Source organism: Nitrospirota bacterium, from assembly GCA_016212215.1.
Taxonomy (GTDB): Bacteria; Nitrospirota; 9FT-COMBO-42-15; order HDB-SIOI813; family HDB-SIOI813; genus JACRGV01.
In genome coordinates this window covers 24607-50765 of the sequence record JACRGV010000077.1, presented here as the reverse complement: position 1 = coordinate 50765, position 26159 = coordinate 24607, and the positions used below count along the sequence as shown (strand labels likewise).

The window sequence follows — 26159 nt, the reverse complement described above, 5'->3', positions numbered from 1 at the left end:
GGCAGAGGTATATGTATTGACAAAGGAGGAGGGTGGTCGTCATACACCGTTCTTTAATGGATACCGTCCGCAGTTTTACTTCAGGACAACGGATGTGACAGGAATTACGCAGTTGCCTGAGGGAGTAGAGATGGTAATGCCTGGAGACAATGTTTCCATAGAGGGTTCATTGATAACACCTATTGCAATGGATGAGGGATTAAGGTTTGCAATCAGGGAAGGCGGCAGGACAGTCGGGGCAGGAGTTGTTAGTAAGGTGATAGAGTAGGAAAGAAGAAAGAAGTTAGAAGCAAGAAGTTAGATTTTGGGATGAGCAATAGATGAGTCAGCAGTAAACAGTAAAATATGATATTGCAACATATATTGTTTACTTAATGAATAGGGGAAATTAAAAGATGGTAACGGGTCAGAGGATCAGGATAAGGTTGAAGGGATATGATTTTAAGCTGTTGGACCAGTCTGCGGCTGAGATTGTGGAAACAGCAAAAAGGACAGGAGCGAGAGTGTCCGGGCCTATACCTCTTCCTACTTCTATAAATAAGTTTACTGTATTAAGGTCCCCGCATGTGGACAAAAAATCACGGGAACAGTTTGAGGTCAGGACACACAAACGTTTGATAGATATATATGAGCCTACACCGGATACTGCTGATGCACTGATGAAATTAGATATATCAGCAGGGGTGGACGTAGAGATAAAATTATAAGGGATGTGAGGGGAAAAAGTGGTTAATGGATTGATTGGCAAAAAGGTAGGAATGACGCAGATATATGCTGCGGATGGAAAGGTGATACCGGTTACTGTAGTAGAGGCTGGGCCTTGCCGTATTGTAACTAAAAAGACAAAGACCAGGGATGGTTATGAAGCAGTACAATTATCTTTCAGAGACGCAAAAGAGAAGCATCTTACTAAACCTGTTCTTGGGCACTTTAAAAAGAACGGTGTAACTCCCTCAAGGTTCCTTATGGAATTTAAGGGTGATGGCAGTGAGATGAAGTCAGGAGATGAATTTACTGTAGAGATTTTTAAAGAGGGTGACCTGATAGATGTGACTGGAGTTACTAAAGGTAAGGGATTTCAGGGCGTTATGAAGAGACACAAGTTCGCCGGAGGACCTGCAACGCATGGTTCCATGTTTCACAGGGCGCCTGGTTCTATAGGAAGTAGTGCATATCCATCAAGGGTAAGGAAAAATAAGAGGATGCCCGGTCAGATGGGTAATAAACAGCGGACAATACAAAATCTTGAAGTAGTCGGTGTACGCAGAGAGGATAATCTGCTTCTTATCAGGGGGGCTGTACCAGGAAGCCCCGGGACTATTGTGGTTGTGAAGAAGGCCGTTAAAGGTAAGGCATAAAGACAGTAAGCAGGTAGCAGTAAGCAGTGAGCAGAAAATAGAAACCAGTGATATATGTTTTTGTCTGCTTACTGTTCACTGCTTACTGTTTACTTAATGAATGGTTGATTCAGATAAGAGGAGATAGCATGTTAGAAGTACCTGTAGTTGACATTAATAATAATAAAGTAGGAACTGTCGGGCTTGATGAAAAAATATTCGGACGGACGGTAAATGTTCCCTTACTTCATGAGGCAGTGGTAATGCAGCTCAATAATATGAGGCAGGGTACTCACTGTACAAAGACGAAAGGCCTTGTAAGCGGCGGCGGTAAAAAACCTTATAAGCAGAAGGGGACAGGTAATGCAAGGGCGGGTTCATCAAGGTCACCTGTATGGGTAGGCGGTGGAACTATATTCGGGCCATTGCCGAGAGACTATTCATTCAGGATTCCAAAAAAGAAGTCAAGGAGTGCACTCTATTCTGCATTGTCATCAAAACTTCAGGATAAAACACTTTTTGTGATAGATTCTTTCGATGTTGAAACAGGTAAGACCAGAGACGTGGTAGCTATTTTAAAAAACCTGAATATAAAAGGGAGTGTTCTGATAGTATGTGATTATGCCAATAGCATGGCATATCGGGCTGTAAGGAATTTGCCTGATACAGTAATCATGGATACAAGGCAGGTGAATGTATATGATGTTATCAGGTATGAGAGTTTGATAATCAGTAAGGCTGATATTGCAAAATTGACGGAGGAATTGGCATGAACTTAGATATTCATGATGTATTGCGATTTCCATTGATAACAGAGAGAAGTACTGACCTCCGTGAGAATATGAACAAGGTAATATTTATAGTGAATAGGTTTGCAAATAAGCATCAGGTTAAGCGTGCAGTTGAAGAGACGCTTAATGTTAAGGTAGCGAAGGTAAATATTATAAACGTTGCCGGGAAGTTAAAAAAACTCGGCAGATTTGAAGGTAAAAAACCTGATAGAAAAAAGGCAATAGTAACCCTGAAGCAAGGGGAAAAAATTAAAATATTTGAGGGTTAATATTAAATGGGCTTAAAAACTTATAATCCAACATCTCCCGGAGTTAGGGGAAAGGTAGCGGTTACCTTTGAAGAGATAACTAAAACAAAACCTGAGAAGTCTTTAATAGAACACAAAAGGAGCAGCGGCGGCAGGAACAATAACGGAAGGATTACTGCTGACCATCAGGGCGGCGGACACATACAGCATTACAGGATTATTGACTTCAAGAGAAATAAAACCGGAATTTTTTCGAAAGTAACCGGCATTGAATATGACCCTAACAGGTCAGCAAGGATTGCCTTGCTCAATTATGCTGATGGAGAGAAGAGGTACATAATTGCTCCGGATGGATTGAAGGTTGGAGAAACTGTTACTTCCGGACCTGATAGTGAGATAAAGACAGGCAATGCACTGCCATTATCAAATATACCGGTAGGTACTACAATTCATAATATTGAATTACGCCCAGGAAAAGGCGGACAGCTTGTTAGAAGTGCCGGATGTTCTGCACAGTTAATGGCAAGAGAAGGCGACTATGCTACCATCAGAATGGGGTCAGGTGAGGTAAGGTTAGTTCATGTGAGGTGTATGGCTACAATCGGACAGGTCAGTAATCCGGATCATATAAATGTCTCTTTTGGAAAAGCCGGCAGAACCCGATGGCTTGGGAAGCGTCCTCACGTTAGAGGTGTTGCCATGAACCCTGTAGATCATCCACACGGAGGTGGAGAAGGAAAGACTTCAGGTGGAAGACATCCTGTTACTCCATGGGGTCAACCTACTAAAGGTTATAAGACGAGGAAAAATAAGTCTACGAATAAGTTTATCGTGAAGAGGAGGAATAAGTAAATGGCTCGTTCGGTTAAAAAAGGACCTTTTATAGATGCTCATCTGATGAAAAAGATTGAAGCAATGAATCAGACAAGTGACAGAAAAATTATTAAATCATGGTCCAGACGTTCAACGATTACACCGGAAATGATAGGTCATACCATTGCAGTACATAATGGAAAAAAATTTATTCCTGTTTATATCACAGAGAATATGATAGGACATAAGCTTGGAGAGTTTTCGCCAACAAGGACTTTTAAGGCTCATGCGGGGATAAAATCTGAGAAGGCAACGTCGGTTAAATAAAGAACAATCATTATGAAGAAGTAAGAAGTTAGAAGCAAGAAGTAAGACATAATAAAACACGGAAGTGAAAGGTAACTGATAAATGGAAGCAACTGCAATATTAAGATACGCAAGGGTGGCACCAAGGAAGGCAAGGAAGGTAATTGACCTTGTCAGGGGAAAAGATGTCGGCGAGGCGATTTCTATTTTAAAATTTCTGCCTCAACATTCCTCATTCCTGATTGAAAAGGTGTTAAGGTCTGCTATAGCCAATGCCAAGCAAAAAAATGTCGGTGATATAGATGAACTTATTGTGTCACAGGCTTTTGTAGACCAGGGGCCTGCTTTAAAAAGGTTTAAGGCAGGGCCAATGGGACGTGGCATGACAAGAAAAAAGTTCATGAGTCATATAACAATGGTGTTAACTCCTAAAGGTGATAAGTAATCGAGGGGTTACAGGACGAGGGGGGTATTTTTTTGGGTCAGAAAGTTCATCCAATAGGGTTTAGATTAGGCTTTACAAAATTCTGGGGTTCGCGCTGGTACGCTGAAAGAGAATATCCTGCATTGCTCCATGAAGACATAAAGGTAAGGAAGGTTGTAAAGGAAAAGCTGTCACATGCAGGTGTGTCCAAAATAGAGATAGAGCGTTCCGCACAAACAGCGAAGATAAATATTTTTACTGCTAGGCCTGGAATTATTATAGGCAGAAAAGGCGCTGAGGTTGACAAGCTGAAGAAGGACCTTGTAACGCTTACCGGCAAACAGATTTATATAAATATAATGGAAGTAAAGAAGCCGGAGATAGAGGCCCAGCTTGTTGCAGAAAATATTGCTATGCAGTTGGTAAAAAGGATAGCGTTCAGGCGGGCAATGAAGAAGAGTGTTGTGACTGCATTGAGGTTCGGTGCACAGGGTATAAAGATAAGATGCTCCGGCAGGCTTGCGGGTGCTGAGATAGCAAGGGCTGAGTGGTATAAAGAGGGAAGGGTGCCGTTACATACACTGAGGGCGGACATAGATTATGGATTTGCAGAAGCTAAGACTACTTATGGACAGATAGGGATTAAGGTGTGGATATACAAAGGAGAGATACTCCCGGAAAAGGAGGGTGGTGCCGGTGCTATCGCCTAAGAAGGTAAAATATAGAAAGACTCATAAAGGGCGTACTAATGGAATCGCATCGAGAGGTGTTGATTTAAGTTATGGGACTTACGGGCTTAAGGTAATGGAGCCAGGCAGGATTACCGCAAGACAGATTGAAGCAGCGCGAATTGCCATTACAAGGCATATAAAGCGTGGCGGCAGGATATGGATTCGCATATTTCCTGATAAACCTATTACCAAAAAACCCGCAGAAACAAGAATGGGTAAAGGTAAGGGGCCTGTAGAATCATGGGTAGCAGTAGTACAGCCGGGAAGGATACTCTATGAGATGGATGGAGTTCCAATAGAGATTGCTCAGGAGGCTTTACGGCTTGCAGCACATAAGCTCCCTTTAGCTACTAAGTTTATTGTCAGGGGTACATAAGATGAAATTACAAGAGATGAAAGATGCTTCAAGCGATGAATTAAATGTTCATGAAAAGGAAATGAGAAAAGAGTTGTTTAATCTCAGATTCCAAAAGGTACTTGGCGGCCTTGAAAATCCAATGAGGATAAGACTGGTTAGAAAAGAGATTGCCAGAGTAAAGACTGTATTAAACGAGAGGAAGGCAGGGAGATAAAATTGGAACAGAAAAGGCGTAAAGAATATATAGGAGCTGTTTTAAGCAACAAGGCGGAAAAGACTGTAACAGTTGTGGTAGAAAGCCTTTATCGTCACCCTGTGTATGGGAAGGTTGTAAAGAGAAGAAAGAAGTTTATGGCACATGATGAAGAAAATAAATGCAATATAGGCGATAAAGTTAAAATAATTGAAACGAGGCCATTGAGCAAGAGAAAACACTGGAAGGTTATAGATATTTTGGAGTCTACACAAGTATAAGGGGTGGGTGACTAATGATTCAGCCAAGAACAGTATTAGAAGTTGCAGACAATTCGGGTGCAAAAAAGGTGATGTGTGTCCGTGTCATGGGAGGTTCCAACAGGAGATATGCTGCCATAGGGGATATAATTGTAGTCAGCGTTAAAGAGGCTATTCCCGAAGGGACTGCAAAAAAAGGACAAGTTGCAAAGGCAGTGGTAGTTAGGACAGTAAACAGCTTACGCAGGGATGATGGTTCATACATCAGGTTCGATAAGAATGCAGCAGTTCTCATAAATGCTCAGGGTGAACCGATTGGGACAAGAATTTTCGGGCCGGTTGCAAGAGAACTCAGATGGAAGAAATTTATGAAAATAATCTCTCTTGCACCAGAGGTGGTATGATGGGAAATAAGATAAAAAAAGGTGATACAGTAGAAGTTATTTCAGGCAAGGAAAAAGGCAAGAGGGGAAAGATACTGAGAGTCCTATCTGCTGCCGGCAATGCACATGTGCTGGTAGAAAACCTGAATATTATTAAAAAACATACAAAGCCTTCAAACAAAAATAAGGAAGGCGGCATAATTGAGATGGAGGCTGCATTAGACGTTTCCAATGTTATGATAGTATGTTCTAAATGTGGTAAGGCTGTTAGAACAGGATTCAAGACAAGTGATAACAAGAGTATACGTTATTGTAAAAAATGCAATGAGGTTATTGACTGAGAATAGGTTTGAATAGAAATGACACAGGAAAATATTAAAATGCCAAGGTTAAAAGAAAGATATTTGAAGGAGATTCAACCTGCGTTAATCCGTGATTTTGCCTATCAGAATCCTATGGAGACGCCGTGTGTTAAAAAGGTAATTATTAATGTCGGTGTTGGAGAGGCTGTTCAGAATGTAAAAATTCTGGATACCATTGTTAACGAGTTAAAACAGATTTCAGGACAGAGCCCTGTAATAACAAAGGCAAAGAAGTCAATCGCCACCTTCAAACTTCGTGCAGGAATGCCTATAGGATGCAAGGTAACTCTCAGAGGAAACATAATGTATGAATTCCTTGACAGGCTAATAAGTATTGCCCTTCCGAGAATAAGAGACTTCCGTGGTATAAATGGAAATGCCTTTGACGGAAGGGGAAATTATACACTTGGTATTAAAGAGCAGATTATATTTCCTGAGATAAAATATGATACCGTGACCTTTGTTCATGGATTAGATATTTCAATTGTAACAAATGCCAAGACCGACCAGGAGGGAAAGGCATTGTTGAAACACATGGGGATGCCGTTTAGGAACTAGTGAATAGTGAATAGTGAATAGTGAATGTTCATTAATAACTAAAAAAAATGGAGGAATTGTGGCAAAGAAGTCTTTAATTGCAAAGGCAAAGTTAGAACCTAAGTTTTCGTCGCGTAAATATAATCGTTGTGGTTTATGCGGGAGACCGAGGGGCTATCTGAGGAAATTTCAGATGTGTCGTATATGTTTCAGGGGACTTAGCCTGAAGGGTGATATTCCCGGAGTTATAAAATCAAGCTGGTAATAGATAATTTTTAAGGAGCAAAGAACATGGTAATGACGGATCCTATAGCAGATATGCTGACAAGGATAAGAAATGCGAATATGCAGAAACATTCATCAGTAGAAATACCTCTGTCCAATATGAAGGTTGAAATGGCAAGGATTCTTAAAGAGAGTGGTTTCGTTACAGACTACAAGGTAACCGGTGAAGGGGTTGAGAAAAGCATCTGCTTATATTTAAAATACAGTAATGATGATATTCCAACTATTACAGGCATTAAAAGGGTGAGTACACCCGGACGCAGGGTATATGTTAATAAGGAATCTATACCTAAGGTAATGGGTGGTATAGGGATTTCAATTATATCTACCTCAAAAGGACTGCTCACTGACAGGGAGGCAAAACGCGCTAATGTCGGTGGAGAACTACTTTGTCATTTGTGGTGATTTCGGAAGAACCCACATGAACCGAGGGTTCACAAAGGAAAATGAAAACCCCACCCTCACCCGGACCCTCTCCCTGAGGGAGAGGGTGCTAAGTTTATTCCCTCCCCTTCAAGGGGAGGGTTAGGGCGGGGATGGGGTTATATTCGAGTGCATGGGAAGAAGAGGATAAATAATATATGTCAAGGATAGGTAAAAAGATAATAGAGTTTCCAAAGGGCATTGTTGATGTAAATATTGATGGGAATAATGTTACCGTTAAAGGGCCAAAGGGGAGTTTACAGAAGACTTTCAGGCCGGAGTTTGAGATTAAAAAAGAGGACGGTACTATCCATGTTACACATTCCAGTACAAATAGAGATGCAGGCGCATTGCATGGACTAACAAGGACACTAATCTCCAATATGATAGAGGGTGTAAACAAAGGATTTGAAAAAACCTTAGAGATAAACGGGGTCGGATACAAGGTTCAGTTGCAGGGCAGAAACCTTTTGCTTAATCTTGGTTTTTCGCATCAGGTAAATTATCCTCTGCCGGATGGTGTTGATGCTGTAATAGAAAAAAATACTGTGGTTACCCTAAAAGGGATTGATAAAGAGATGATAGGCCTTGTTGCATCAAATCTCAGAAGCCTCAGAGAGCCGGAACCATATAAGGGTAAGGGGATTAAGTATAAGGAAGAACGTATTGTAAAGAAGGAAGGTAAGACCGGAAAGTAAATCCGCAATAGTGAATAGGGGGAGATGTTTTGGGTAAGGTAGAATTACGAGATAAAAGACGCAGGAGGATCAGAAAAAAGATTAGTGGGACAGCAGAACGTCCACGCTTCAGTGTTTTTAAAAGTAACAAATATATTTACGCACAAATTATTGATGACCTTAACGGGCATACTCTTGTGAGTGCATCATCTCTGGAAAAGGATTTGAATGCAAAGAGTGTAAACTGTGAAATATCCAAACAGGTCGGGGGTCTTATAGCAAAACGGGCTTTAGATAAAGGGATCAGCAAGGTTTCCTTTGATCGTTGCGGTTATAAATACCATGGAAATATAAAGTCATTAGCTGATGGTGCAAGGGAAAACGGGCTTGAGTTTTAATTTTTTAAATTTGAAATTAGAAATTTCATTAGGAATTTCCATGAAAATTCTAATGATGGGGAGGTAGTTTTGAGGAAGATTAATCCGGATGAGCTTACATTAAGAGATAAGGTAGTATATATAAACCGGGTGGCTAAGGTGGTTAAGGGCGGCAGAAGGTTTAGTTTCAGTGCGCTTGTTGTTGTCGGAGATGAGAATGGTTGTATCGGCTTCGGCAAAGGAAAGGCCGCAGAAGTGCCGGAGGCAATAAGAAAAGCCACAGAACATGCAAAGAAAAACCTTATCAGATTTCCACTCAGAAGTACAACTATCCCTCATGAAGTTGTAGGACATTTTGGGGCTGAAACAATAATTATAAAACCGGCATCATCCGGTACCGGAGTTATTGCAGGCGGACCGGTGAGGGCTATGATGGAGGTAGCCGGTGTTCAGAATGTATTATGCAAGTCTTTGGGCAGCGGGAACCCGTTTAATGTAGTGCGTGCAACTGTTGAGGGACTGATGTTGCTTCGTGTTCCTGAAGACGTACTTAAAGCCAGGGAATATAAGGCTGAGGAAATATCGGCAGAGGAAGGTGCATGATGAAAATGATTGCTATAACGCAGTTAAAAAGCGAGATAGGTACTCCTGAGAAACATAGAAGAGTAGTGGTCGGGTTGGGTCTGAGAAAGATTGGACATACAGTTATAAGACAGGATACCCCTGAAACAAGGGGCATGGTACATAAGATAAGACATCTTGTTACAGTTAAGGCACTGTAGTATTAGCGATAGTAACTTGAGAGGGAGATAATGAAGCTTAATGAGTTAAGGTCCCCAAAAGGGGCAAGAAAAAGGAAAAAGATAGTCGGCCGTGGACCAGGTTCCGGTCATGGAAAAACAGCTTGTAAAGGTCACAAGGGACAGCTTGCTAGGAGCGGCGGAAGTACCACACCAGGTTTTGAGGGCGGGCAGATGCCTTTACAAAGAATAATTCCTAAGAGAGGGTTTACGAATCCATTCAAGACTGTTTATCAGGTTGTCAATCTTGGACTGATAGATAAACATTTTAATACAGGCGACGTTGTAACCCCTGAGTCATTAAAAGAAAAGGGAATAATAAAGAGAAGGTCAGGAGTAAAGATCCTCTGTGACGGAGAGTTACAAAAGTCTCTGGTCATTAAGGCAAATAAATTCAGCAAAAGTGCTGAAGAAAAGATTAAGCAGGCTGGAGGCTCGTTAGAGGTAATTTGAGTTGTTTGATCGTCTAATCACTAATTTACAGAATATCTTCAGGATTCCGGAGCTAAGAAACAGGATACTCTTTACCTTTGGCCTTCTGGCCATCTACCGTCTTGGTGCTCATACTCCGACTCCAGGTATTGATGGAGCGGCATTAAGCACTTTTCTTAGGGAAAAGGGCGGGGCGTTGATGGGCTTCTTCGATATATTCTCCGGCGGTGCCTTGTCAAAACTATCTATTTTTGCATTGGGTATTATGCCGTACATTTCGGCATCTATTATATTCCAATTGCTTACTGTTGTAATACCAAGTCTTGCGGCCCTTGCAAAAGAAGGAGAGAGCGGTCACAAAAAGATTACACAATATACACGTTACAGCACAGTCGGCATAAGCCTTATTCAGTCATTCGGAATTGCTATTGGGCTTGAAGGTATGCAAAACGGTATGTTTGTTTCATCACCAGGATGGGCATTCCGTATAATGACGGCCTTAACTCTTACAACCGGAACTATATTTGTTATGTGGCTCGGAGAACAGATTACTGAGAGAGGTATAGGTAACGGCATTTCAATTATAATATTTGCCGGTATTATTGTAGGGATTCCCCGGGCATTTATTAATACATTTCAATTATTCAAATCAGGACAAATAGGTGCATTATTACTTATTGTTATAATAGCAATGGTACTCTTAATAGTTGCTGTAGTAGTGTACATAGAAAGTGCAAAGCGAAAAATCCCTGTTCAATATGCAAAGAGAGTGGTGGGTAGAAAAGTTTATGGAGGACAGAGTACACATATACCTCTGAAGCTTAATACATCAGGGGTTATACCCCCGATATTTGCATCATCATTGCTTGCATTTCCTGCAACAATTGCAGGGTTTATAGCGATTCCATGGGTAAATGCAATAGCAACACAGTTCGGCCCCGGGTCTTTTTTGCATACATTTTTATATGGGACATTAATAATATTCTTCTGTTATTTTTATACAGCAGTGGTTTTGAATCCGGTGGATATTGCAGACAACATGAAAAAATACGGCGGGTTTATACCGGGCATCAGGCCTGGACAGAGAACCTCTGATTATATCTACAAGGTGATGTCCCGCATTACTTTTGTTGGGGCAGTTTATCTAACGGCAATATCTGTATTTCCGGAATTATTAATATCATACACAAAGGTACCATTTTATCTGGGTGGAACTTCTGTGTTGATAGTAATTGTAGTAGCAATGGAAACTGCCCAGCAAATAGAGACACACATGATAAACAGAAACTATGACGGTTTCCTGAAAAAGGGAAAGTTAAAAGGTGTAGGGGCCTAAAAGGGATTTATAATGAGACTAATTTTGTTGGGTGCCCCGGGAGCCGGAAAAGGGACACAGGCTAATAAACTTACAGGAAAATTTAATATCCCCAAAATATCAACAGGAGATATGCTGAGGGACGCAATTAAGAATGGTACGGATCTTGGTTTGAAGGCCAGATCTTTTATGGACGCCGGTCAGCTCGTTCCTGATGAAGTTGTTATAGGAATTGTAGAAGAGAGATTAAAAGCAAAAGACTGCAGTACAGGGTGGATACTGGATGGTTTTCCAAGGACACTTCAGCAGGCTAATGCACTTGATTCAATGCTGCAGAGAATAAATACTCCAGTCGGGCATGTCTTAAATCTTGATGTAGATGAAGGTGAAGTAGTAAAAAGGCTCAGCGGCAGGAGAAGCTGTGAGGCATGTCAGACTACATTCCATATATTTTTCAGCCCCTCCCAAAAAGAGGGTGTGTGTGATAATTGCGGCGGCAGGCTTATCCAACGGAATGATGATAAAGAAGAGACAATTCGTGAAAGGCTAAGGGTATACAGGGAAAAGACTGAACCACTCGTAACATATTATTCAGAAAAAGGATTACTGAAAAAGGTTGATGCAAGTGATGATATTGACATAGTTTTTGACAATATCTGTGCTGCTGTTCAGTAACCTCAAATGATAATACTAAAGTCATCACGGGAAATTGATAAGATAAAGGTATCATGCAGGATAGTTGCAGAAGTACTGGAAGAATTAAAAATAAGGGTAATTGATGGAATAAGAACAAGGGATATAGACCGGATAGCAGAAGAACTTATCAGAAAAAAGGGCGGAATCCCCGCATTTAAAGGATATAGAGGGTTTCCAAGCACAGCCTGCATATCTGTTAATGAAGAGATTGTACATGGGATACCATCCGGAAGGATGATCGAAGAAGGGGATATAGTCAGTATAGATATAGGTGTTATTCGTGATGGATATTATGGTGATGCGGCTCTATCAGTCCCTGTCGGTAAAATCAGCGAAGATGCAGAGAAACTCCTGAGAATTACAGAGGAGTCCTTATATAAGGCAATAGATAAGGCAATACCGGGCAACAGGGTATCCGACATATCCTGTGCTGTACAGGATTATGTTGAGAATGCCGGTTATTCGGTTGTAAGAGAATATGTCGGTCATGGAATCGGAAGGTCATTACATGAAGACCCCCCAGTTCCAAACTACGGTGAACGTGGGAAAGGGCCGAGGCTAAAAAACGGAATGGTACTGGCCATAGAGCCGATGGTGAATATTGGGTTGAGTGACCTGAATGTCCTTGACAATGGGTGGACTGCGGTAACAAAAGATAAAAGTCTTTCTGCCCACTTTGAACATACAGTTGCTATTATAGGGGATAGCCCTTTGATTCTGACTATGTTATAATGCAGCAAAAAACAATTGAGAATTAAGAATTGATAATTGAAAATTGGGGACTTGCAGAAATACTGTACCCTGATAGTAAGAACAACAGGGAAAATAAAAATATGGGCAAAGAAGAACCGATTGAAGTTCAGGGTACGATAATTGAAACATTGCCCAATGCTATGTTCATGGTGGAACTGGAGAATGGTCATAAAGTGTTGGCACATATATCGGGGAAGATGAGGATGCACTTTATAAAAATATTACCCGGTGACAAGGTGACAATAGAATTATCTCCGTATGATTTATCAAGGGGCAGGATAACGTATAGATTTAAGTAAAGACAGCTAAAAGTGAGCAGAAGTTAGAAGCAATAAGATAGAAGTAAGAACAGGTAAGGATATAGGAAGGAATACAAAATGAAAGTCAGGTCATCGGTTAAAAAGATGTGTTTAAAGTGTAAGATTATCAGAAGGAGAGGCGTTCTGCGTGTTTTGTGCGAAAACACACGTCATAAACAAAGACAGGGATAGCCCCCCATTATTTCCCTCCCCTTCAAGGGGAGGGGCAGGGTGGGGATGGGGTTATTTTCGGTTGAAATAGATGCAGATGAATCAGGGAGGTAAGTAAATTGGCAAGGATAGAAGGCGTAGATTTACCGGGGAACAAGAGAGCAGAGGTTGGCTTGACTTATATTTTTGGCATAGGCCGCAGTACTGCAAAAAAGATTCTTACAGGTACTAGTGTAGATTTGAATACCAAGATAAAGGATCTTACTGATGAGGAACTCGGCAGGATAAGAGAGTTCATTGACAAGGTCTGTTCGGTTGAAGGTGACCTTCGCCGTAAAGTTTCAATGAGTATTAAGCGTCTTATGGATATAGGAAGTTACAGAGGCTCAAGGCACCGCCGTTCTCTTCCGGCAAGAGGACAGCGTACCAAGACCAATGCAAGAACAAGAAAGGGTCCGAGACGTGCAATAGGATCAAAGAAAAAGTAATTTTACTGCTTTAAATAATGAGGTAACTGATGGCTAAAAAGACACAAAAAAAGAAAGAGAAAAAGAATATACAGGTAGGCGTTGCCCATGTTCAGGCGTCATTTAATAACACTATTGTGACTATCACTGATATGAACGGGAATGTTGTAGTTTGGTGCAGTTCAGGGTCAGAGGGTTTTAAGGGATCCAGAAAAAGTACCCCATTTGCTGCACAAAAGGCTGCAGAATCAGCGGCAAAGAAGGGTATGGAACACGGACTTCGCCAGGTTGATGTTATGGTAAAAGGGCCAGGGGCAGGAAGGGAATCAGCAATCAGGGCACTTCAGGCGGCTGGTTTAAAGATTAACGCAATAAAAGATGTGACACCAATTCCTCATAATGGCTGCAGGCCGCCAAAGAGAAGAAGGGTGTAGGGGGGATTTAATTGGCAAGATATACAGGACCAGTCTGCAGATTATGCAGAAGAGATGGAATAAAGCTATTCCTGAAAGGCACACGATGCTTAACTGAGAAATGTGCATTTGACCGGAGGGGATATCCGCCTGGACAGCACGGTCAGTCAGGCAAAGGAGGGAAGCCGACTGATTACTCTATACAGCTCAGGGAGAAACAGAAGGTCAGGCACATATACGGAGTTCTGGAAAGACAGTTCAGGGGATACTTTGAGAAATCTGCAAAGACTAAAGGGATTACCGGAGAAGTCCTCCTTCAGATGCTCGAAAGAAGATTGGATAATGTTATTTATAAATCAGGTTTTGTCCAGTCACGGAGAGAGGCAAGACAATTACTCAGGCATGGACATTTTATCGTGAATGGAAGAAAAGTAAATCTCCCGTCATTTTTAGTTAGTGATGGTGATGTAATAGAAATCCGTGAAAAGAGCAGGGAAGATGTAAGATTTAAAGATGCGATAGAGTGTATAGGAAGTAAGATTATACCAACATGGTTAGAAGTTGAGAAAGAAAATTATAGAGCAAAGATAATCAGTCTGCCGACTAGGGAAGAAATACCTCTGCCTATTAATGAACAACTTATAGTTGAGCTCTATTCTAAGTAAATTTTACAGTGATATATATATTAGGTTTTATATAATTAACTGTCATTACTATGTTTGAGGGGGAATATATGATAGTAAAGACGAAAGATTTTCAGATTCCAAAGAAGTTAGAGTTTGATGAGTCAACAATTACTAATACTTATGGCAGATTTGTTGCTGAACCTTTTGAACGGGGATTCGGGGCAACAATCGGGAACTCTATAAGGAGAATACTCATTTCATCTATTGTCGGGGCTGCCGTCACATCTATAAAGATTGAAGGGGTACCTCACGAGTTTTCTACAATTCCTGGAGTTAAGGAAGATGTAACAGACATAATACTTAATATAAAAACATTAAGGGTAAAATTATATTCTGAAAAACCCAAGACTATTTATATTCAGAAGAAGGGACCGTGCACTGTTCTCGGCAAGGATATTATTCATGATGCAGATGTAGATATCTTAAGCCCTGACCTTCTAATTGCTACTCTTGAAAAAGATGCAAAACTTGAGATTGAGATGGCAGTAAAACTGGGGAGAGGGTATGTTGTAGCTGAGAATAATAAGGAAGATGGTATGCCTATAGGAGTGATTCCGATAGACTCAATATTCTCTCCTGTTCAGAGGGTAAATTTTCGCGTTGAAAACACACGTGTCGGAGGTCAGACGGACTATGACCGACTTATTCTGGATGTATGGACGGACGGCAGTATAAAACCTGATGATGCGGTATCTCAGGCTGCAAGAATTTTGAAAGACCACATGGCGATATTTATCACAACTGAAGAGTGTGAAGAATATGATGAAGAAGAGGATGACGATGATGATGTAGAGATTATTGTTACTGACCCCTCAGAAATAGCAGTAAAGAGCGCTGAAGAGATAAATAAAAATCTTCTTAAAAGTGTAGAAGAGCTTGAGCTTTCTGTACGTTCTGCCAATTGTCTTAAAAATGCCAGGATATTTACTATATCAGACCTTGTTCAAAAGACAGAGGCTGATATGCTTGACACAAAGAATTTTGGAAGGAAGTCCCTTAATGAAATAAAGCTGTTGTTACACAGCATGGGATTAACCTTTGGGATGAAGATAGATGAATTAAACAAAAATGATGAAGGGTAAAAAGAATGAGACACAAAAAAGCAGGTAAACAATTAGGAAGAGACACTAAGCACAGGTTGTCTTTATTTAGAAATCTGGTCACATCCCTCCTTGAACATGGAAAGATTGAGACTACTGTAACAAAGGCGAAAATGGTTAAGCCTATTGCAGAGAAGATCATAACCAAAGGGAAAAGCGGGACTCTTCATGACAGGAGACTTGTCCTTGCTTATGTGAAGAGTGAAACTGTCGTGACCAAATTATTTGATAGTATTGCTCCGAGGCTTCTGGACAGGGCAGGAGGATATTTCAGGATAATACGCACAAGAAGAAGACTCGGTGATTCTGCTCCTATGGCAATAGTTGAATTAGTTGACGCCGGTACGAAAGAGACCAAATAAAAATTCGAAATGAGTACCTGCGATCAAATAGATTCGATACATAGAATTGGGATTTGGGTACTTGCCTTTTAAGCATAAGTGGTTATAAATTTTTCTGTACTTTTCTTCCGAAAAAAAGCGGCCGCGATTAATCGGAGAAAAGTAATAATTATACTAACCTTTAAAAACAGACAATTAGAAAGGAGGGGGGAAGAATGGGACAAGCCGTTACATCTACTAAGTTTAGACCTTTAAAAGAGAGGGTATTCGTTAGTTTTGCTGAAGAGTCTGATAAGACTGCAGGCGGAATTTATTTACCTGACACTGCAAAGGAAAAACCGCAGAAGGGAAAGGTTGAGGCAGTCGGGAGTGAAGTAAAAGAGGTTAAAGTAGGAGACACTGTACTCTTTGATAAGTATTCCGGTTCTAAGATTAATATAGACGGGAATGATTTTCTGATTCTAAAAGAAGAGGACATCCTCGGCATTCTTGGAAGTTAGTTCTTGTTTTCAAATCGTATATATCTAATTAAAATTTCATAAAGGAGGAATGTTGAATGGCAAAACAAATACAATTTAGTGATGAGGCAAGGGCCTCTATCCTGAGGGGGGTTAATCAGCTTGCTGATGCAGTAAAGGCAACCCTCGGACCGAAGGGGCGTAATGCCTTACTCGATAGAAAATTTGGAGCCCCAACCATTACTAAAGATGGTGTTACAGTGGCAAAAGAGATCGAACTGAAAGATCCATGGGAGAACATGGGGGCACAGTTAGTAAAAGAGGTGGCAAGTAAGACAAGTGATGTTGCCGGTGACGGCACAACAACTGCAACTGTCCTTGCCCAGGCAATCTTCAGGGAAGGTGTAAAGAATGTCTCTGCAGGTGCAAACTCAATGGAGATCAAAAGGGGTATTGATAAGGCGGTTGAGCTTGTTATTGATGAGATCAAGAAGATGAGCAAGCCATGTCAGGACCGCTCTGAGATTGCCCAGATTGGGACAATATCTGCAAATAATGACAATACCATTGGAGACCTTATTGCAGAGGCGATGGAGAAGGTCGGAAAAGACGGCGTCATAACTGTAGAAGAGGCAAAGACTATGGCAACATCCCTTGATGTTGTTGAAGGTATGCAGTTTGACCGCGGTTACATTTCACCATATTTTGTAACAGATGCCGAAAGGATGGAGGCTATCCTTGAGGATGTATTCATCCTTATATACGAAAAGAAGATCAGCTCCATGAAAGACCTTCTTCCTGTATTAGAGCAGATTGCAAAGATGGGAAGGCCGCTTCTAATTATCTCTGAGGATGTTGAAGGAGAGGCCCTTGCAACATTAGTTGTGAATAAGCTCAGAGGTACTTTGAATGTTTCCGCTGTAAAGGCACCTGGTTTTGGAGACAGGAGAAAGGCAATGTTAGAGGATATCTCTATTCTAACCGGCGGACAGGTTATTTCTGAGGATTTAGGTCTCAAACTTGAGAACGTGAAGATTTCTGACCTGGGCCGTGCGAAGCGCATAACAATTGACAAGGACAACACAACAATTGTTGAAGGTGCAGGTGCACATGATAAGATACAGGGTCGTGTGAAGCAGATAAAGGCTCAGGTTGAAGAGACTACCTCTGATTATGACAGGGAAAAACTCCAGGAAAGGCTTGCAAAGATGGTAGGCGGAGTTGCTGTTATAAACGTAGGTGCATCAACTGAGACAGAGATGAAAGAAAAGAAGGCAAGGGTTGAAGATGCACTTCATGCCACAAAGGCGGCTGTTGAAGAGGGTATTGTACCGGGCGGCGGAGTTGCCTTACTCCGTGCGTTATCATGCCTTGATAAAGTTAAGATGAATGGAGATCAGCAGATCGGTATTGATATTATAAAGAGGGCGCTTGAAGAGCCTATCAGACAGATCGCAAACAATGCAGGTCTTGAAGGTTCAGTAGTTGTTGAGCGTGTAAAACGCGAAAAGGGTACTGCCGGATTTGATGCGGCAAAGGAAGAGTATGTTGATATGTTAAAGGCCGGTATCATTGACCCTACAAAGGTTACAAGGATCGCCCTTCTTCATGCAGCATCAGTGGCCTCACTTATGCTGACAACAGAGGTTATGATAACTGAACTTCCTGAAGATAAGAAGGAAATGCCTCCAATGCCGGGCGGCGGAGGAATGGGCGGAATGTATTAATTAAAACAAAATAACTTCTTTAAGTATAGAAGCCCTCCGGATAGGAAATTTCCGGAGGGCTTTTTTTATTGTTTTTTATGAAGGTTTTGGTTATTATTGTTGCATTAAAATGCGAGTAGTTTTATACATTATAATCTTCGGTGCACTTGGCTGTGTATCACGTTATTACCTGTCCGGATGGGTATATCATATACTTGGGAGGAATTTTCCTTATGGTACATTTGCAGTAAACATAGTAAGTGCTTTTATAATAGGTCTTGTCATGGAATACGGAATTCTTACAGAGGTTATATCCTTTGACCTGCGTGTGGGTATAACTGTAGGATTCCTCGGAGGTCTGTCAACCCTATCAGCCCTTAGCTATGAAACATTCAGACTACTTCAGGACGGAAAGATTTTCCTTGCCATAATAAACGGCACTGCCAATTTTGTTGCATGCATCTTATTTACCTGGTTCGGTGTGTTAGCGGCAAGGCAACTGATATAAGACATTGGTGAATTAAGTTGGAATTGCAATATGACAGAAAAAGCAAATGCTGATTTTGGGCTGGAAATTTATAAAAAATCAGACAAAAAAGTTCTTGATTTAAACAATGAAATTTGATATGAATATGAAACGTAATAACCCCTTTGCCTGCCTGTGAGGAGACAATCCTTTTTATTAGGTTTAGTGCAACGAGACGATTACATGTCCTGTTTGTGTCTGATTGTTCAGTTTTCAAAATAATTCTTTTTGAGGAGGTGATGTCTCTATTAAAAAGGCAACTTGTTTCAACAGGGTTTCTTTAACAACTTATGGTTCTGAGAGAGGAGGAGATAAATATATGAAGCACACTTTAATTAAAACATTGTCAATTTCATTAATTGCTTTTTCAGCTTTCACATTTTCTGCTGATCGTGTCATTGCACAGGAGGCTGCTCCGGATGCCGCTGTTGTAGATATTCTTCCGTTGGCCCCGCTTACATCGGTACAGGCAGTTCCGTCAAACAATATTATATATACAAAAGGATACTATACTATTGCATTAAATACAGCTACGGCCGGTGCAATAAAGAAGATAGAAGCAACATTCCCTGCCAATTTTAACTTAGGAAACGCAAAACTGATAGAAACGGCTAATATAGGGGCAGGGGGCATATTAATATCAGGTCTACCGGCAACCGGGCAAACACTGACGTATACTATTTCTGCACTTACCCCGCCGAATGTACCGGCAGGAACAAAGATACGGCTTATGATAGGCGATATAATAAATAACGGTGTTACAGTTGCACAGTCAGTTTCCGTAACAACGAAGGATTCAGGGGGTCTTGTAATTGATGGACCTAATACATCAACAAATCCGGCCCTTACTAAGGTTACTGCCGCAATGATAGCCGACAATGCAGTAACTACTGCAAAGATTGCTGCCAATGCAGTAGATGGAACAAAGATTGCTCCGGCAGCAGTGGGGCCAGGTCAGATAAGCAATGGTGCAATACAAAGTAACCACATCCTTGATGGACAGGTTAGTATTGCTGATTTAGCATTTGATCCTGCCACACAGGCTGAATTAGATGCACATAAGCTTAGTGCTGACCATGATGGTAGATATTTTACAGAGGCAGAGTTAAATACAGCGGGAACTATTAACACGGTAACTAATCCGGTGGACTGGACAAAGCTGAAAAGCGTACCTGCCGGCTTTGCAGATGGAATTGATAATACAGGCGGTACTGCTTCTGATGTTGTATGTACCGGATGTGTTGATTCTACAGATATAGCTGATGCCGGGATAAGTAATGTTGACTTAGCTGCCGGGAGTTATCCAAATATAACCGGGGTAGGTACATTAGGGTCGTTAGCGGTGAGCGGCAATGTTGGTATTGGCACAACTTCCCCATCACAAAAACTACACGTAGCAGGGGCATTTCTGAGAGTGGACGGAGCTGGAGGTGAGCAGGCATATCTGGGCGGAGATGGTGCAGGCAGTGATGTTCAGTTAGGCAGCCTGAACTTAGGCGTCACTAATGTTGCATTATATAACGCAACCAGTGGAAATTATATGAATCTTTATGCAAATGGTCTTACTCTCTCAGGAGTAGTCTCTGGTGCGTTAAATGTGGGGCTATTCGGGGTATCTCCGGCAACCGGCAGAGTTGTTGCAAGCGGTAGTATGGCTGAGTTATCTTTTGTAAAACGTAGCCTAACATCATGGCCCAGTTTAGTAGCTGCCGGCGACAGATATGTCTGGTACAATCCTGACGGCAGTGCAAGATTCTGGACAGAGGTAAACGGTGACCTTCTCACCATCACAAGGAATGGTAATGTCGGTATTGGTGAAACAGCCCCTGACTCTACGCTTAATGTAAAATATATGTTTAATAATTATGGTTCAATTAGAGTGGGAGGAAATGCGGTAGATACGTCAGTTGAAAAAAGGATACGTTTCGGTGACGGGGATTATGTAGCAATTGGAGAACAGGTAGGAAAAGATGATGCGATGGATATAAAGGCCAGGACTGGAATATATTTAGATACATCACAGGGAGGGTTATTCTTCCCGAATTCATATCCTGCCAGGCCTGAGGTACAGGGAGGGAATGTAATATCCTTTGGTCATCCGGGATTTTCAGAAGACCAGATTTATTACAGCAATAACACATTCCACTTCAGGGATTCTCCAGGCGGTGGAGATACTTTGGAACCCGTTATTGAGGTTGGTGCAATCAGGATAATCGGAGGGGCAGACATTGCTGAACCTTTCGATGTTAAAGACAATGATGCAATAATGCCTGGAATGGTAATGGCCATTGATGTAGAACATCCTGGAGAACTCAGGATTGCAGATAGAAGCTATGACCACACTGTTGCAGGTGTCATAAGCGGTGCAAACGGGCTTAACCCCGGAGTTGTTATGGTAAAAGATGGGATGACGGACAAAAACTCAGCACCCGTTGCTTTAACCGGCCGTGTCTATACTTATGTTGATGCATCTTACGGGGTGGTAAAACCGGGAGACCTTTTAACAACATCAGATACCCCCGGACATGCCATGAAGGTCACAGATTATAATAAGGCACAGGGTGCGATAATAGGAAAGGCAATGTCAACATTGACTGAAGGGAAGGGACTTGTACTGGTATTGGTTTCATTACAATAATCAGGCTTTTTCCTTGCTGAGAGAAAGGAGGTAAAAACAGATGTTATCAACGAGAAGATTACTAATATCAATATTGCCCGTGCTGGTTTGCCTTTTCTTTGTTGCAACTTCATATACTGCAATGGCCGCAATACCGCTCAGGATTTCCGTCAAGTTCATACTTGATGCAAACGGTAACCGCCCTGCAGCCGGGAACATGAATACGGATACGGAAATATGGAATGAAATAAATCAGGGGGTTTCAATACTGCGGGAGGTTCTTACTGAATACAGCATTGATACGGTTGAGTTTGTAGACCTGTCGGGATTGAGTCAATGGTATAGTACAAGTGCTGCTACAACAGCAGGAAGAGATGCGGTCAGGAATGCTGCAATAGCTGATCCTGTAACTTACCACTGGCGAACTGATGCATTAAATATCTATATCAACGGTGGAACAAGTTCTGCTATCAGTGATTTTCCTCCTAATAATAATATGATACTTATGAATCAATGGTGCGGTAATACACCCTCATGTACCCTTCATGAGATGGGGCACAGCCTCAATCTCATGCACACGCATGAAGGCGGCGGGAGCGACGGATGCAGTGATACTCTATCTGATAATTCAGGATGGACTAAAGATCAGATGTCACAGAATAACTTTGGTACAACGTTTGCCAATCTGACAGCGGGACAGCAGGACCAGGTGAATATGACGTATAACAATATAATGTCATACCATACTGATGAACCCCAGCGCCGCATCTCTCCTTGTCAGATGGACAGGGTGAGTTCACAGGGGTATGCTGACAGGTGGAGGCTTTACACAAGGATACCGATTTATGTAAATCGTTTTGCCCCCTGGGCATGGTTGATACAGGACGGATCCTTTGTATTCCCCTATGAAAATTTCCAGAATGCACTGAACGCAGGCGGTTATTCAAGTATGGCGTTTGTATTACAACAGGGTAGTTTTAACGTTAACCTGGGAGCGACTATTAATACCAATGTTGAGATTATAACCCGTTCCGGGCCTTCAGCAGTTTATGCCCCCGGCGTCCAGCTTTATACCTTACCTGTAGATTTAGCAAATTCCAGTAATCCTCAGGTAAGTGCGGCGGTAAGTGCAGCCCAGAGTGAGGATACAAGTGCTAGGATGGTCATTAAGAATGCTGAGCCAGCAGCTTCTTTAGCTGCAACTCCTGAAGCTAAAGGTGCAATCATTATAGACGCACAAAAGGTGAGTGCACAGCATCTCATTAATGCCATGACGCATCTGCAAAATGCAGAAAATGTTGCAACTGGAGATGAAAAACTTGCAATACAATTGGAACTCGCCCAGCGGCACAGGGATTCCGGTGATTGCGGGAGTGCAATCAGGTATTTCAGGATAGTGGCTGATACAACTGATCAACCTGGTTTGAAGGAAGAAGCAACCCGTCAGGCAAATATGTGTGTACAACAGCTTATAAAACCAAGTAAGTAGTGAATAGAAATAAGAAGTTAGATGTTAGAAGTAAGAGGCAAGAAAACAAATGTCATTCCTACTAAAGTGGGCGAAAGTGGGAATGACAGCCTCATTTTATCAAATAGTTTTATTTCCGGGCTTCTTTTGGAGAGGCTAATAATGGTATGGCCTCAAGATATTCCTCGATGCCGTCAAATATGGATTCTGCAATCTCCTGACGGTATTTACCTTCCTACATAAGGCGTTCTTCCTCAGGATTGCCGACAAATGATATCTCTTGTTATTTTTAAATGATTATCAGAAATCAATCCCTTTTTGTGGCTCTATTCCCTGACTTAATGCGTGTTTTACATCTTTCATTTCAGTGACAGTGTGTGCACGTTTTATTACCTCAGGGTGGGCATCCCTGCCTGTGAGAATGAGATGCATAGAGTAAGGTTTAACATCAATCAACTCTGTTATCTGTGAAAGGTCAACCAGTTCAAGCTTCAGTGCATTATTTATCTCATCAAGGATAGTTACATCAAATTTTCCTGATAACATCTTGTCGTGTGCAAGTAATATTGCTTCCTGTGCATTTGCCCTATGTTCTTCATGGGAATGAGGATTGCCCATTATTCCGACGAACCCTTTTCCTGTAAGATGAAGTTCTACATCAGGGGCAAGCCTCTTTACCCCGTCTATCTCGCCGGAGTACATGTCCCCTTTTATGAACTGAATTATGCAGACCTTCATGTTATGGCCTGCCGCCCGTAAGGCCATTCCAAATGCAGACGTAGTCTTTCCTTTTCCGTCTCCGGTTATGACAACCACAATGCCGGTCTTTTGTTTTGGTTCAAATACTTTTAGTTTCTGATTGTTCTCCATATTTGGTATTATGAAATAACATAATATGACAGGAAAAGCAAATGCTTATTTTTGGGCTTACATTTTATAAAAAATCAGACAAAAAAGTTCTTGATTTAAACAATGAAATTTGATATGAATATGAAACGTAATAATCCCTTTGCCTGCCTGTGAGGAGACAATCTTTTTATTAGGTTAAGAATAACGAGACACCATCGCATTGATGTTTGCGTCTTATTGGTCGGTTTTAAAAATAATTTTTACAAGGAGGTGATGTCCCTATTAAAAAAACAACTTGTATCAACCGGTATTCTTTAACAACTTATGGTTTTAAGAGAGGAGGAGGAAAATATATGAATCACAAATTACTTAAAACATTGTCAATTTCATTAATTGCTTTTTCAGCGTTCACATTTTCTGCTGATCGGGTTATGGCACAGGAGGTGGCACCGGATACTGCTGTTGTAGATATTGTACCGTTGGCCCCGCTGACATCTGTACAGGCAATGCCGTCAAACAATATTATATATGCAAAAGGATACTATACTATTGCATTTAATACAGGTACTGCCGGTGCAATAAAGAAGATAGAGGCAAAATTCCCTGCCAATTTTAACTTAGGAAACGCAAAACTGATAGAAACGGCTAATATAGGGGCAGGGGGTATATCAATAACAGGTCTTCCTGCAACAGGGCAGACACTGACATATACTGTTTCTGCACTTACCCCGCCTAATGTGGCGGCAAATACAAAGATAAGGCTTATGATAGGCGATACAGTAAATAACGGTGTTACAGTTGCACAGTATGTTTCCGTAACTACAAAGGATTCAGGTGGCCTTGTAATTGACGGCCCTACAAATTCAACAAGCCCGGCCCTTACTAAGGTTACTGCCGCAATGATTGCCGACAATGCGGTAACTACTGCAAAGATTGCTGCTAATGCAGTAGACAGTACAAAGATTGCCCCGGCAGCAGTAGGGCCAGGTCAGATAAGCAATAGTGCAATACAAAGTAACCACATCCTTCCCGGCGCCATTGATTCAGCAGCCATTGCTGATGGCTCAATAACCGGTACGGACATTTCATCATTGGCGGCACTAAATATCAGCCGTATCGGACTTGGTGTTACACCGGATACCTTTCTTCATATTGCAGGCGGCTTCTGGGATCTTACCAACACAGAGGGAGACTTAAAGATTGGTGATAGCCTTTACAGGTTAAAAATAGGAATTGCAACGGCCGGCGGCGGAGCCGGTGATGTAAGAATTCGCTCACATGGAGGTACCAATAGGTTGATACTCGGCGGCGGGATCAATGATGTACTAACTGTTTCCGATTCGAGGGTCGGTGTCGGAACGATAACACCTCGTGATACATTGGATGTTAATGGCCGGATATTCTTTCAGGGTGGATTTACCCCAACAGGCGGAACAACTCTGGCTCCCGGATTTATGTATAATGATGCAGCATTTTTACTGCCTACAAACACTGTAGGTACAGATTCAGATCTCAGGCTTTATATCCTTGATGATGCTGTTGACAAATTTTCTATCTGGGGAGACTCCTGCGGCGGCGGAAACTGTTCAAGTATTGATAATGCAAGCATGGCCCACTCCTTTGATGCTGCAGGAAATGCATATCATAAAGGGATGTTAAGCGTTGGTGCAAATACATATCCTGATTCAAATTTAAACGTAAAAAGCTCAGCTAGCAACGGCGGCAGCATCAGGGTTGGGGCTTATGCAGTAGATACTACAGTTGAAAAGAGGATACGCTTCGGTGATGGGGATTATGTTGCAATTGGAGAGATGACCGGTCAGGATGATGCATTAGAAGTTAAGGGATTTAATAGGATTTTCTTAAATACCGGTGGAAACGTCGGTATAGGGACATCTGCTCCTGCACAGAAATTACATGTGGCCGGATCTTTTATGAGGGTAGATGGAGGAGGCAATGAGCAGGCATATATAGGCGGTGATGGATGGGGAAGCGATGTGCAGATAGGGAGTCTAAATAGTGCAATAACAAATGTTGCATTATACAATCCCGGTTCAGGCTTATATATGCATCTTTACGTAGGTGCCCTTCATATCACAGGTGGTGCAGACCTTGCAGAGCCGTTTAATATTAAGGACAATGATGCAATCAGGCCGGGAATGGTCATGGCGATTGATGTTGAACATCCGGGAGAACTCAGGGTTGCGGATAAAAGATATGACCAGACTGTTGCAGGTGTCATCAGCGGTGCGAACGGGCTTGACCCCGGAGTTGTAATGGAAAAACAGGGGATAACGGAGAAAAACTCTGCTCCTGTGGCTTTAACCGGCCGTGTCTATACTTATGTTGACGCATCTTACGGGGCTGTAAAACCGGGAGACCTGTTAACAACATCAGATACCCCCGGACATGCCATGAAGGTCACAGATTATAATAAGGCACAGGGTGCAATAATAGGAAAGGCAATGTCAACATTGACTGAAGGGAAGGGACTTGTACTGGTATTGGTTTCATTACAATAATCAGGCTTTTCCCCTTTTTGAGAGAAAGGAGGTAA

At 41.7% G+C, this 26159-nt stretch carries 39 protein-coding genes; 38 read left to right on the top strand and 1 reads right to left on the bottom strand.

Annotation, left to right across the window (positions count from 1 at the left end):
- The 37 genes from tuf to HZA08_06725 form a co-directional block, all read left to right on the top strand.
- A partial coding sequence (tuf, locus tag HZA08_06905; protein ID MBI5193156.1) for an elongation factor Tu occupies window positions 1-268 on the top strand: 268 nt, incomplete at its 5' end.
- A 127-nt stretch (window positions 269-395) separates the two neighbouring features.
- On the top strand, window positions 396-707 hold the full coding sequence (rpsJ, locus tag HZA08_06900; GenBank protein MBI5193155.1) for a 30S ribosomal protein S10: 312 nt from the start codon (window positions 396-398) through the stop codon (window positions 705-707).
- A gap of 18 nt (window positions 708-725) precedes the next feature.
- The gene (rplC, locus tag HZA08_06895) at window positions 726-1358 is read left to right on the top strand and encodes a 50S ribosomal protein L3 (GenBank protein ID MBI5193154.1); all 633 of its coding nucleotides are present in this window, start codon (window positions 726-728) and stop codon (window positions 1356-1358) included.
- A gap of 128 nt (window positions 1359-1486) precedes the next feature.
- Window positions 1487-2110, top strand: coding sequence for a 50S ribosomal protein L4 (gene rplD, locus HZA08_06890; GenBank protein ID MBI5193153.1), 624 nt, complete (start codon window positions 1487-1489; stop codon window positions 2108-2110).
- Window positions 2107-2397, top strand: coding sequence for a 50S ribosomal protein L23 (gene rplW, locus HZA08_06885; GenBank protein MBI5193152.1), 291 nt, complete (start codon window positions 2107-2109; stop codon window positions 2395-2397). The genes rplD and rplW overlap by 4 nt, the downstream gene beginning before the upstream one ends.
- 6 nt (window positions 2398-2403) lie before the next feature.
- Complete coding sequence (rplB, locus tag HZA08_06880) at window positions 2404-3228, top strand: 50S ribosomal protein L2 (protein ID MBI5193151.1); 825 nt, start codon at window positions 2404-2406, stop codon at window positions 3226-3228.
- Complete coding sequence (gene rpsS / locus HZA08_06875; GenBank protein MBI5193150.1) at window positions 3229-3516, top strand: 30S ribosomal protein S19; 288 nt, start codon at window positions 3229-3231, stop codon at window positions 3514-3516.
- A gap of 82 nt (window positions 3517-3598) precedes the next feature.
- Window positions 3599-3940, top strand: coding sequence for a 50S ribosomal protein L22 (rplV, locus tag HZA08_06870; GenBank protein ID MBI5193149.1), 342 nt, complete (start codon window positions 3599-3601; stop codon window positions 3938-3940).
- Between the two features lie 32 nt (window positions 3941-3972).
- Complete coding sequence (rpsC, locus tag HZA08_06865; protein ID MBI5193148.1) at window positions 3973-4629, top strand: 30S ribosomal protein S3; 657 nt, start codon at window positions 3973-3975, stop codon at window positions 4627-4629.
- Entirely contained in the window at window positions 4616-5026 is a 411-nt protein-coding gene (rplP, locus tag HZA08_06860; protein ID MBI5193147.1) for a 50S ribosomal protein L16, read from the top strand. Before rpsC ends, rplP begins: the two co-directional genes overlap by 14 nt.
- A gap of 1 nt (window position 5027) precedes the next feature.
- On the top strand, window positions 5028-5222 hold the full coding sequence (gene rpmC / locus HZA08_06855; GenBank protein ID MBI5193146.1) for a 50S ribosomal protein L29: 195 nt from the start codon (window positions 5028-5030) through the stop codon (window positions 5220-5222).
- Window positions 5219-5482, top strand: coding sequence for a 30S ribosomal protein S17 (gene rpsQ, locus HZA08_06850; protein MBI5193145.1), 264 nt, complete (start codon window positions 5219-5221; stop codon window positions 5480-5482). Before rpmC ends, rpsQ begins: the two co-directional genes overlap by 4 nt.
- A 14-nt stretch (window positions 5483-5496) precedes the next feature.
- A complete protein-coding gene (gene rplN / locus HZA08_06845) occupies window positions 5497-5865 on the top strand; it encodes a 50S ribosomal protein L14 (GenBank protein MBI5193144.1) in 369 nt (122 codons plus the stop codon).
- Window positions 5865-6185 (top strand): 50S ribosomal protein L24, encoded by a 321-nt coding sequence (locus tag HZA08_06840; protein MBI5193143.1) that lies wholly within the window; start codon window positions 5865-5867, stop codon window positions 6183-6185. Before rplN ends, HZA08_06840 begins: the two co-directional genes overlap by 1 nt.
- A 39-nt stretch (window positions 6186-6224) precedes the next feature.
- Complete coding sequence (rplE, locus tag HZA08_06835) at window positions 6225-6764, top strand: 50S ribosomal protein L5 (protein ID MBI5193142.1); 540 nt, start codon at window positions 6225-6227, stop codon at window positions 6762-6764.
- Between the two features lie 58 nt (window positions 6765-6822).
- The gene (locus HZA08_06830; protein MBI5193141.1) at window positions 6823-7008 is read left to right on the top strand and encodes a type Z 30S ribosomal protein S14; all 186 of its coding nucleotides are present in this window, start codon (window positions 6823-6825) and stop codon (window positions 7006-7008) included.
- Window positions 7009-7034: 26 nt separating this feature from the next.
- On the top strand, window positions 7035-7433 hold the full coding sequence (rpsH, locus tag HZA08_06825) for a 30S ribosomal protein S8 (protein MBI5193140.1): 399 nt from the start codon (window positions 7035-7037) through the stop codon (window positions 7431-7433).
- Between the two features lie 176 nt (window positions 7434-7609).
- On the top strand, window positions 7610-8149 hold the full coding sequence (rplF, locus tag HZA08_06820) for a 50S ribosomal protein L6 (GenBank protein ID MBI5193139.1): 540 nt from the start codon (window positions 7610-7612) through the stop codon (window positions 8147-8149).
- A 29-nt stretch (window positions 8150-8178) separates the two neighbouring features.
- Complete coding sequence (gene rplR / locus HZA08_06815) at window positions 8179-8526, top strand: 50S ribosomal protein L18 (protein MBI5193138.1); 348 nt, start codon at window positions 8179-8181, stop codon at window positions 8524-8526.
- 69 nt (window positions 8527-8595) lie between these two features.
- Window positions 8596-9108, top strand: coding sequence for a 30S ribosomal protein S5 (rpsE, locus tag HZA08_06810; protein ID MBI5193137.1), 513 nt, complete (start codon window positions 8596-8598; stop codon window positions 9106-9108).
- The gene (gene rpmD / locus HZA08_06805; protein MBI5193136.1) at window positions 9105-9287 is read left to right on the top strand and encodes a 50S ribosomal protein L30; all 183 of its coding nucleotides are present in this window, start codon (window positions 9105-9107) and stop codon (window positions 9285-9287) included. Before rpsE ends, rpmD begins: the two co-directional genes overlap by 4 nt.
- Window positions 9288-9317: 30 nt before the next feature.
- On the top strand, window positions 9318-9758 hold the full coding sequence (gene rplO / locus HZA08_06800) for a 50S ribosomal protein L15 (protein ID MBI5193135.1): 441 nt from the start codon (window positions 9318-9320) through the stop codon (window positions 9756-9758).
- Window position 9759: 1 nt separating this feature from the next.
- Window positions 9760-11073: a preprotein translocase subunit SecY gene (gene secY, locus HZA08_06795; GenBank protein MBI5193134.1), complete on the top strand. Its 1314-nt coding sequence runs from the start codon at window positions 9760-9762 to the stop codon at window positions 11071-11073.
- 12 nt (window positions 11074-11085) lie between these two features.
- Window positions 11086-11727 (top strand): adenylate kinase, encoded by a 642-nt coding sequence (locus HZA08_06790; GenBank protein MBI5193133.1) that lies wholly within the window; start codon window positions 11086-11088, stop codon window positions 11725-11727.
- A gap of 6 nt (window positions 11728-11733) precedes the next feature.
- Window positions 11734-12480: a type I methionyl aminopeptidase gene (gene map / locus HZA08_06785; GenBank protein MBI5193132.1), complete on the top strand. Its 747-nt coding sequence runs from the start codon at window positions 11734-11736 to the stop codon at window positions 12478-12480.
- A gap of 101 nt (window positions 12481-12581) precedes the next feature.
- Window positions 12582-12800: a translation initiation factor IF-1 gene (infA, locus tag HZA08_06780; GenBank protein ID MBI5193131.1), complete on the top strand. Its 219-nt coding sequence runs from the start codon at window positions 12582-12584 to the stop codon at window positions 12798-12800.
- Between the two features lie 78 nt (window positions 12801-12878).
- A complete protein-coding gene (gene rpmJ / locus HZA08_06775; protein MBI5193130.1) occupies window positions 12879-12992 on the top strand; it encodes a 50S ribosomal protein L36 in 114 nt (37 codons plus the stop codon).
- 98 nt (window positions 12993-13090) lie between these two features.
- A complete protein-coding gene (rpsM, locus tag HZA08_06770; GenBank protein MBI5193129.1) occupies window positions 13091-13459 on the top strand; it encodes a 30S ribosomal protein S13 in 369 nt (122 codons plus the stop codon).
- Between the two features lie 29 nt (window positions 13460-13488).
- The gene (gene rpsK / locus HZA08_06765) at window positions 13489-13872 is read left to right on the top strand and encodes a 30S ribosomal protein S11 (protein MBI5193128.1); all 384 of its coding nucleotides are present in this window, start codon (window positions 13489-13491) and stop codon (window positions 13870-13872) included.
- A gap of 11 nt (window positions 13873-13883) precedes the next feature.
- Complete coding sequence (gene rpsD / locus HZA08_06760; GenBank protein ID MBI5193127.1) at window positions 13884-14516, top strand: 30S ribosomal protein S4; 633 nt, start codon at window positions 13884-13886, stop codon at window positions 14514-14516.
- Between the two features lie 68 nt (window positions 14517-14584).
- Window positions 14585-15619: a DNA-directed RNA polymerase subunit alpha gene (locus HZA08_06755; GenBank protein ID MBI5193126.1), complete on the top strand. Its 1035-nt coding sequence runs from the start codon at window positions 14585-14587 to the stop codon at window positions 15617-15619.
- Window positions 15620-15624: 5 nt separating this feature from the next.
- Window positions 15625-15999, top strand: a complete 375-nt coding sequence (gene rplQ / locus HZA08_06750; protein MBI5193125.1) for a 50S ribosomal protein L17 — start codon at window positions 15625-15627, stop codon at window positions 15997-15999.
- A gap of 194 nt (window positions 16000-16193) precedes the next feature.
- Window positions 16194-16478, top strand: a complete 285-nt coding sequence (gene groES, locus HZA08_06745) for a co-chaperone GroES (protein MBI5193124.1) — start codon at window positions 16194-16196, stop codon at window positions 16476-16478.
- 56 nt (window positions 16479-16534) lie between these two features.
- Window positions 16535-18163 carry a chaperonin GroEL gene (gene groL, locus HZA08_06740; GenBank protein MBI5193123.1) on the top strand — a complete coding sequence of 543 codons (1629 nt, stop codon included), beginning with the start codon at window positions 16535-16537 and terminating at the stop codon, window positions 18161-18163.
- Between the two features lie 109 nt (window positions 18164-18272).
- On the top strand, window positions 18273-18650 hold the full coding sequence (gene crcB, locus HZA08_06735; protein ID MBI5193122.1) for a fluoride efflux transporter CrcB: 378 nt from the start codon (window positions 18273-18275) through the stop codon (window positions 18648-18650).
- Between the two features lie 337 nt (window positions 18651-18987).
- Window positions 18988-21306, top strand: a complete 2319-nt coding sequence (locus HZA08_06730; GenBank protein MBI5193121.1) for a hypothetical protein — start codon at window positions 18988-18990, stop codon at window positions 21304-21306.
- Between the two features lie 40 nt (window positions 21307-21346).
- Window positions 21347-22774 (top strand): hypothetical protein, encoded by a 1428-nt coding sequence (locus HZA08_06725; GenBank protein MBI5193120.1) that lies wholly within the window; start codon window positions 21347-21349, stop codon window positions 22772-22774.
- Between the two features lie 279 nt (window positions 22775-23053).
- Here HZA08_06725 and HZA08_06720 read toward each other — a convergent pair whose 3' ends face one another.
- Entirely contained in the window at window positions 23054-23623 is a 570-nt protein-coding gene (locus HZA08_06720) for a cob(I)yrinic acid a,c-diamide adenosyltransferase (protein MBI5193119.1), read from the bottom strand.
- A gap of 332 nt (window positions 23624-23955) precedes the next feature.
- Here HZA08_06720 and HZA08_06715 point away from each other — a divergent pair, with 332 nt between their 5' ends.
- Window positions 23956-26124: a hypothetical protein gene (locus tag HZA08_06715; protein MBI5193118.1), complete on the top strand. Its 2169-nt coding sequence runs from the start codon at window positions 23956-23958 to the stop codon at window positions 26122-26124.
- Window positions 26125-26159: the final 35 nt, after the last annotated feature.

Bases quoted from the DNA above. Each gene is read 5' to 3' on its own strand.
- rplW (MBI5193152.1), top strand. From the start codon at position 2,107: ATGAACTTAGATATTCATGATGTATTGCGATTTCCATTGATAACAGAG.
- rplE (MBI5193142.1), top strand. From the start codon at position 6,225: ATGCCAAGGTTAAAAGAAAGATATTTGAAGGAGATTCAACCTGCGTTA.
- groL (MBI5193123.1), top strand. From the start codon at position 16,535: ATGGCAAAACAAATACAATTTAGTGATGAGGCAAGGGCCTCTATCCTG.
- HZA08_06790 (MBI5193133.1), top strand. From the start codon at position 11,086: ATGAGACTAATTTTGTTGGGTGCCCCGGGAGCCGGAAAAGGGACACAG.
- groES (MBI5193124.1), top strand. From the start codon at position 16,194: ATGGGACAAGCCGTTACATCTACTAAGTTTAGACCTTTAAAAGAGAGG.
- rpmC (MBI5193146.1), top strand. From the start codon at position 5,028: ATGAAATTACAAGAGATGAAAGATGCTTCAAGCGATGAATTAAATGTT.
- rplV (MBI5193149.1), top strand. From the start codon at position 3,599: ATGGAAGCAACTGCAATATTAAGATACGCAAGGGTGGCACCAAGGAAG.
- rpsK (MBI5193128.1), top strand. From the start codon at position 13,489: ATGGCTAAAAAGACACAAAAAAAGAAAGAGAAAAAGAATATACAGGTA.
- HZA08_06720 (MBI5193119.1), bottom strand. From the start codon at position 23,623: ATGGAGAACAATCAGAAACTAAAAGTATTTGAACCAAAACAAAAGACC.
- HZA08_06840 (MBI5193143.1), top strand. From the start codon at position 5,865: ATGGGAAATAAGATAAAAAAAGGTGATACAGTAGAAGTTATTTCAGGC.
- rpsJ (MBI5193155.1), top strand. From the start codon at position 396: ATGGTAACGGGTCAGAGGATCAGGATAAGGTTGAAGGGATATGATTTT.
- rpmD (MBI5193136.1), top strand. From the start codon at position 9,105: ATGATGAAAATGATTGCTATAACGCAGTTAAAAAGCGAGATAGGTACT.
- crcB (MBI5193122.1), top strand. From the start codon at position 18,273: ATGCGAGTAGTTTTATACATTATAATCTTCGGTGCACTTGGCTGTGTA.
- map (MBI5193132.1), top strand. From the start codon at position 11,734: ATGATAATACTAAAGTCATCACGGGAAATTGATAAGATAAAGGTATCA.
- rplF (MBI5193139.1), top strand. From the start codon at position 7,610: ATGTCAAGGATAGGTAAAAAGATAATAGAGTTTCCAAAGGGCATTGTT.
- rpsS (MBI5193150.1), top strand. From the start codon at position 3,229: ATGGCTCGTTCGGTTAAAAAAGGACCTTTTATAGATGCTCATCTGATG.
- infA (MBI5193131.1), top strand. From the start codon at position 12,582: ATGGGCAAAGAAGAACCGATTGAAGTTCAGGGTACGATAATTGAAACA.
- HZA08_06725 (MBI5193120.1), top strand. From the start codon at position 21,347: ATGTTATCAACGAGAAGATTACTAATATCAATATTGCCCGTGCTGGTT.
- rpmJ (MBI5193130.1), top strand. From the start codon at position 12,879: ATGAAAGTCAGGTCATCGGTTAAAAAGATGTGTTTAAAGTGTAAGATT.
- HZA08_06715 (MBI5193118.1), top strand. From the start codon at position 23,956: ATGAATCACAAATTACTTAAAACATTGTCAATTTCATTAATTGCTTTT.
- HZA08_06755 (MBI5193126.1), top strand. From the start codon at position 14,585: ATGATAGTAAAGACGAAAGATTTTCAGATTCCAAAGAAGTTAGAGTTT.
- rplD (MBI5193153.1), top strand. From the start codon at position 1,487: ATGTTAGAAGTACCTGTAGTTGACATTAATAATAATAAAGTAGGAACT.
- rplN (MBI5193144.1), top strand. From the start codon at position 5,497: ATGATTCAGCCAAGAACAGTATTAGAAGTTGCAGACAATTCGGGTGCA.
- rplB (MBI5193151.1), top strand. From the start codon at position 2,404: ATGGGCTTAAAAACTTATAATCCAACATCTCCCGGAGTTAGGGGAAAG.
- HZA08_06730 (MBI5193121.1), top strand. From the start codon at position 18,988: ATGAAGCACACTTTAATTAAAACATTGTCAATTTCATTAATTGCTTTT.
- rplQ (MBI5193125.1), top strand. From the start codon at position 15,625: ATGAGACACAAAAAAGCAGGTAAACAATTAGGAAGAGACACTAAGCAC.
- rplO (MBI5193135.1), top strand. From the start codon at position 9,318: ATGAAGCTTAATGAGTTAAGGTCCCCAAAAGGGGCAAGAAAAAGGAAA.
- rpsH (MBI5193140.1), top strand. From the start codon at position 7,035: ATGGTAATGACGGATCCTATAGCAGATATGCTGACAAGGATAAGAAAT.